The following is a 5,557-nucleotide window of genomic DNA, read 5'->3' on the forward strand; positions in this document are numbered from 1 at the left end:
CCGACATCGGCCAGGTCAATCGGGGTGCGGCCGAAACCGGCTCGGCCTCGGAAGAGGTGCTGAATTCGGCCAAGACGCTGTCGTCCGAAAGCACGCGCCTGCGTGCCGAGCTCGACCGCTTCATGGCCAATATCCGGGCGGCGTAAAGCTCCGGCGCAGCTTCATACTCCGCTGTCGTCCCAGACAAGCGCGCCCTTAAGCGCGCGCCAATCCGGGACGACAGTGGAGCAAAGAGCGGAAGCCTTACTCCCTCCCAAACGCTCGCTTCAGCTCCACCTTCGCCTTCTCCAGCCGTTCACGCTGAGTCCTGGGCAAGGTCTTGCCAGCGCGGTTGATGTAGAACGTCAGCATCGACAGCGCGGAGCGATAAGCGCCGGTCTTGCGGCGCTCGCTGTGCTCGGCCGAGCGCTTCAGCGATGCCGCGATCTTCTTCGCGCTTGTGAGCTTGAACACACCGCGCTTGAGATCGAGCGCGTCGCTCTCTTTCGTCACGCGCTGCGACCAGCGCTTTGGCGTGCGCGTGGTGCTTTTGCGCGCAGTTGACCGCCTCTGGCTGGTCTTCTTGCCGGCAGCCGTTTTGCGCGAATGTGTCGTCTTTCTGGCATGGGCCATGCGTCAACTCCTTCGGCTCCTGCGGAAACCGTCGGCATTTGCCGACGTTCCCCGGGGAACCGGGGCTTCTCGCGAACGTTGTCGCAGGTGGCAGGCGAAATGCCGCACCCCCAAAAGACCCGGCAACGATGGAATTGCAGCAGAGCCCAGCGCTGAATTACGGACCTGTGATTTCGGCGGCGACCGCGACCGATCGCATCGTCGAAACCAGCATTCCCGCGCGGCTCGACGCGCTGCCCTGGAGCGGCTTTCACACCCGCGTCGTGGCAGCACTCGGCATCACCTGGATCCTTGATGGTCTGGAAGTGACGCTGGCCGGTGCCTTGTCGGGCGCACTGAAGCAGAGCCCGACGCTGCACTTCTCCAATCTCGATCTCGGCATCGCGAATTCCGCCTATCTTGCCGGCGCCGTGCTCGGTGCGCTCGGCTTCGGCTGGCTCACCGACCGCATCGGCCGCAAGAAGCTGTTCTTCATTACGCTTGCACTCTATCTTTCTGCGACGGCTGCGACCGCGCTGTCGTGGGGCGTCGCGAGCTATGCGCTGTTTCGCTTTCTGACCGGCGCCGGTATCGGTGGCGAATACACTGCGATCAACTCGACGATCCAGGAACTGGTGCCGGCGCGCTATCGTGGCTGGACTGATCTCGTCATCAACGGCAGCTTCTGGATTGGCGCTGCAATGGGCGCGGTCGCGGCCATCGTGCTGCTCGATCCCGTTGCGATTGGTCCGGATCTCGGCTGGCGTCTCGCCTATCTCATCGGCGCAACCATCGGCCTTGTTGTGCTCTTGATGCGGATGTGGATCCCGGAAAGCCCGCGTTGGCTGATGATCCACGGCCGCCCTGATCAGGCGCACACGATCGTCGACGACATCGAGCGTTCGGTGATCGGACATGATCAGGACCTGAGTGACGGGAGCTTCCCCCGGATGCGTCTGAAGATGCGCGATCACACGCCGATCCGCGAGGTCGTGCATACGCTCTTCTCCGCCTATCGTCAGCGCGCACTGGTCGGCCTCGTGCTGATGGTCGCGCAGGCATTTTTCTACAACGCGATCTTCTTCACCTTTGCGCTGGTGCTGACCGATTTCTACGGTATCAGCGCCGATCATGTCGGCTGGTATCTGCTGCCCTTCGCCGCCGGCAACTTCCTCGGCCCGCTGCTGCTTGGCCGCCTGTTCGACACGCTCGGCCGCCGTGCCATGATCATGTTTACCTATGGTGTCTCGGGGCTGCTGCTGGCGTTGTCGGGCTATCTGTTCTCGATCGGCGCGCTGACTGCCCAGGGGCAGACGATCGCCTGGATGGTGATCTTCTTCTTTGCCTCGCCTGCGGCGAGCGCAGCCTATCTCACGGTGAGCGAGACCTTCCCGCTTGAAGTTCGCGCGCTGGCGATCGCGGTGTTCTATGCGGTGGGCACCGGCATCGGCGGCGTCGCCGGTCCCGCGCTGTTCGGCGCGCTGATCGATACGGGTTCACGCAACAGCGTGTTCGCCGGCTATCTGCTGGGGGCCTTCCTGATGATCGCGGCTGCGATCGTTGCGTGGCGCTACGCGGTTTCCGCGGAACGCAAATCGCTCGAACAAATCGCGCGGCCGCTCGCTTCCATGGAGTAGACTATGACATCGGAACTCGCTGAACTGGATCAGAAGCGCCCCATGCTCGATGATGAAGCGCCCGATGCCGTGCCTGTGCCGCATGCGCTGGTTCCGCATCTCGACGAGATTGCAATTCTGCTCGACATCGACGGCACGCTGCTCGACCTGATGCCGACGCCCCGCGAAGTGTGGGTGCCCCCGGGCCTTTCGGAGACGCTCAACCGGCTCACGGAGCGGACATCGGGTGCGCTGGCCATGGTCAGCGGTCGGTCGCTCAACGACATCGACCTGATCTTCGCGCCCGATGTGTTTCGCGCCGTTGCCGGTCACGGTGCGGAGATGCGGCTCTCGGTGGGAAATGATGCCGAGGACGTCCATGCGCCGCCGATGGACAAGGAGCTGAAGCGGCGGCTGGCCGCGATCGCAAAGCTCAGCCCCGGCATTCTGCTCGAGGACAAGGGCTATTCTCTGGCGCTGCATTATCGCCTCGCACCGCATGCAGAGAAGGCGATCTATGAAGCCGTCTCGCTGATCCGGGCCGATTTGCCCAATGCGCCGATCGAGGTCCTGCCTGGCAAGTTCGTCTGCGAGATCAAGCATTCCGGTTTCACCAAGGCGACCGGCGTGCGCGAGCTGATGAAGCACGAGCCGTTCAAGGGCCGTCGCCCGATCTTCATCGGAGATGACGTCACCGATGAAACCGTGTTCGCGATCATGCCCGACATGGACGGCCTTTCTTTCTCCGTCGGACGTCGCGCCCTCGGCGTCAACGGTCACTTCGATGCGCCCAGTGACGTGCGCGCGTTCCTCGCGCGTCTGCTCGACGATACAAGGTTGGAATAAGGCGCGGTCACCTCACGGCCACATTGTCCTCCGTTGCCGCTTCGTCGCGCGCGTCATTCATGTTGCGCGAAACCCGCGTCATGGTTCTTTTTCTCGAATGAAATCCCCGGGTTCCCGCGCGAGAAAACTGGTTCCAACGCGCACGCCTGACTTTGGTTTCATTTCGTGGAAATGATGACAGGAACCATATTGATGAACGGCAGTTAAACGGGGTGGAATGAACAGGAGGGGACGGCCTGTGAACTTAGTCGTCGTTTCAAATCGAGTTGCGCGCGGGAAGCCCAATGAGCCCATGACGGGCGGTCTCGCTGCGGCGTTGCTTCCGGTGGTGGAGCATTCGGGTGCGATCTGGGTGGGCTCCTCCGGCCGCGTGCGCGACGGCCATCAGAAGGAACCTTTCGCCGAGATCGAAGCGCTGGGCTCAGGTGCGATTGCAACGCTGGATTTGCCGGCTGCGCATTACGGCGGCTATTACGAAGGCTTTGCCAATTCGGCGCTGTGGCCGGCGCTGCATTCGCGCAGTGATTTGATCCGGGTCTCGCGCGACGATTATATCAGCTATCGCGAGGTCAACGCCTTCATGGCGCGCGCCCTGATGCGCTTCCGCAAGAGCAAGACGGCGTTCTGGGTGCAGGACTATCATTTCCTCGCGCTCGGCGCGGAGCTGCGCGATCTGGGCGTTGATGATCCCATCGGCTTCTTCCTGCACACGCCGTGGCCGGTCGCCGCGGTGATGCAGGGCGTGCCCAATCATCGCGAACTGATCACGGCGATGCTGGCCTACGATCTGCTCGGCTTCCAGACCGAGGCGGATTGCCAGAACTTTCTCGGCTATGCCGGCGGCGAGCTCGGCCTCATCATCGAGGACGGCGTCGTGCTCTCGCAGCACGGCCGCACGCGCTGCGAAGTGTTTCCGATCGGCATCGATGCCGAGAAGTTTGCCGCTTATGCCGCGAAGTCGGCCTCGCATCCCGACGTCTCGCGCCTGCGCCGCAGCCTGAACGGCGAACGGCTCGCGATCGGCGTCGACAGGCTTGACTATTCCAAGGGGCTCGTCAATCGCATCAGCGCGTTCGACCGGCTCTGGACCGAGCAGCCGCAATTTGCGCGCAGCATTTCGCTGCTGCAGATTGCCAACCCCTCGCGCGGTGGCATCGAAGCCTATGGCAATCTCCAGAACGAGGTCGCGCGCCTCGTCACCGACGTCAATGGTCGCCATGGTGAGGTCGACTGGACGCCGATCCGCTATCTCAACAAGGGCTTTAGCCAGGCCGTGCTTGCCGGTCTCTACCGCACCGCTCAGATCGGCGTGGTGACGCCGCTTCATGATGGCATGAACCTCGTCGCCAAGGAATATGTCGCCGCGCAGAACCCGGCCGATCCCGGCGTGTTGGTGCTGTCGAAATTCGCCGGTGCCGCCAACGAGCTGGACACGGCGTTGGAGGTCAATCCGCACGACGTCGACGGCATGGCCCGCGCGATCGCGATTGCGGCGGCGATGCCGCTCACCGAGCGCAGGATGCGCTGGGATGCGATGATGAAGAAGTTGCGCGGCCACACCATCCAGCAATGGTCGTCCGATTTCGTTGCCGAGTTGGAGAAGTGTCGTACCGAGAAGGTCGCGGCCGCCCCGCTCGCGGCTCAGCCGCCGCAGGCTTTGCGCTGGCTGAAGTCGGCGATTTCGGGCGTGCGATTGATCTAGCCTCTTTCCTTCCCGGCCTTCGCGGGGAGAGGCGAGCGCTCAATAGCAATACGACAGGCCATCCAGGATCGCGCATTGCCTCTTGTTCGGCGCGTTCGGGTCATCCATCGGCACCACGCCCTTACCCTCGCCGACGAAGACGCCGGGCCCGACATGCACCGAGCTCTTGTTGCCGATGATCACGCTCTGATGCGGCGTCGAACTGGAGCGGGTCCCGTCCGGCCAAAGGATGGTATCGCCTGAAAGCACGCCGCGCCGGCCGTCGTCGCAGGTCACATCGACGCCCTGCCTGTTGCAGGCCTGCGCCTTGGCGGACGCGGTCAAGCCGGCGCCAAGGCCTGAAATCAGGCCGAGCACGGTGATCGTTTTAAGGATGGTCATGGGCTCCCCGGTCGTGTTTGGCGGTTTCAGGTGAATCGTCGCACCAAACCCGCGCCTGGTTCAGCCGAGGCAGGGTTTCCGGCGATCGTGCGGGGCGAGATATTTTGTTGTAAAACCAATAAGTTGCGGAAAAATCGCCCGATTACCCCGGCATCCCTTGCAAAATCATCGGCGCCCCTTCAAGAGAGGGCGCTCCGGAGAGATGGCCGAGTGGCTTAAGGCGCACGCTTGGAAAGCGTGTGTGCGGGAAACCGTACCGTGGGTTCGAATCCCACTCTCTCCGCCATTCCTGCAGTGTCCGGCCTGAAGACATAGGTAACAGGTTGTACCTAAGACATGGGTGACAACCTCGTGCCGAACGGGTTGTCGTGGGTTTCAGGGTCATTCCACGCATTCATGGCGCGGCTCCATTATTGCTCGG

Annotated in this window: 5 protein-coding genes and 1 tRNA gene; 4 read left to right on the plus strand and 2 right to left on the minus strand. The window is 62.7% G+C overall.

The annotated features are described in order from the left end of the window. Positions 1-243 precede the first annotated feature (243 nt). Positions 244-612 carry a DUF3175 domain-containing protein gene (locus tag G8O24_RS42030; RefSeq protein WP_188108345.1) on the minus strand — a complete coding sequence of 123 codons (369 nt, stop codon included), beginning with the start codon at positions 610-612 and terminating at the stop codon, positions 244-246. A gap of 128 nt (positions 613-740) precedes the next feature. Between G8O24_RS42030 and G8O24_RS42035 the strand changes: the two genes are divergently transcribed. The 3 genes from G8O24_RS42035 to G8O24_RS42045 all read left to right on the plus strand — a co-directional run bounded on the left by G8O24_RS42035 (position 741) and on the right by G8O24_RS42045 (position 4,755). Then, positions 741-2,228 carry an MFS transporter gene (locus G8O24_RS42035; protein WP_188108346.1) on the plus strand — a complete coding sequence of 496 codons (1,488 nt, stop codon included), beginning with the start codon at positions 741-743 and terminating at the stop codon, positions 2,226-2,228. Positions 2,229-2,231: 3 nt separating this feature from the next. After that, positions 2,232-3,053 carry a trehalose-phosphatase gene (otsB, locus tag G8O24_RS42040; RefSeq protein ID WP_188108347.1) on the plus strand — a complete coding sequence of 274 codons (822 nt, stop codon included), beginning with the start codon at positions 2,232-2,234 and terminating at the stop codon, positions 3,051-3,053. Between the two features lie 238 nt (positions 3,054-3,291). Next, positions 3,292-4,755, plus strand: a complete 1,464-nt coding sequence (locus G8O24_RS42045) for a trehalose-6-phosphate synthase (RefSeq protein WP_188108348.1) — start codon at positions 3,292-3,294, stop codon at positions 4,753-4,755. A gap of 39 nt (positions 4,756-4,794) precedes the next feature. Here the strand turns inward: G8O24_RS42045 and G8O24_RS42050 are convergent, their stop codons facing one another. Next, positions 4,795-5,136, minus strand: a complete 342-nt coding sequence (locus tag G8O24_RS42050; RefSeq protein WP_188108349.1) for a hypothetical protein — start codon at positions 5,134-5,136, stop codon at positions 4,795-4,797. A gap of 196 nt (positions 5,137-5,332) precedes the next feature. On the opposite strand from G8O24_RS42050, the gene G8O24_RS42055 reads away from it, so the two are divergent. Continuing rightward, positions 5,333-5,422: transfer RNA gene (locus tag G8O24_RS42055), tRNA-Ser, on the plus strand. Positions 5,423-5,557 lie beyond the last annotated feature (135 nt).

This window comes from Bradyrhizobium campsiandrae, assembly GCF_014529705.1.
Lineage (GTDB): Bacteria > Pseudomonadota > Alphaproteobacteria > Rhizobiales > Xanthobacteraceae > Bradyrhizobium > Bradyrhizobium campsiandrae.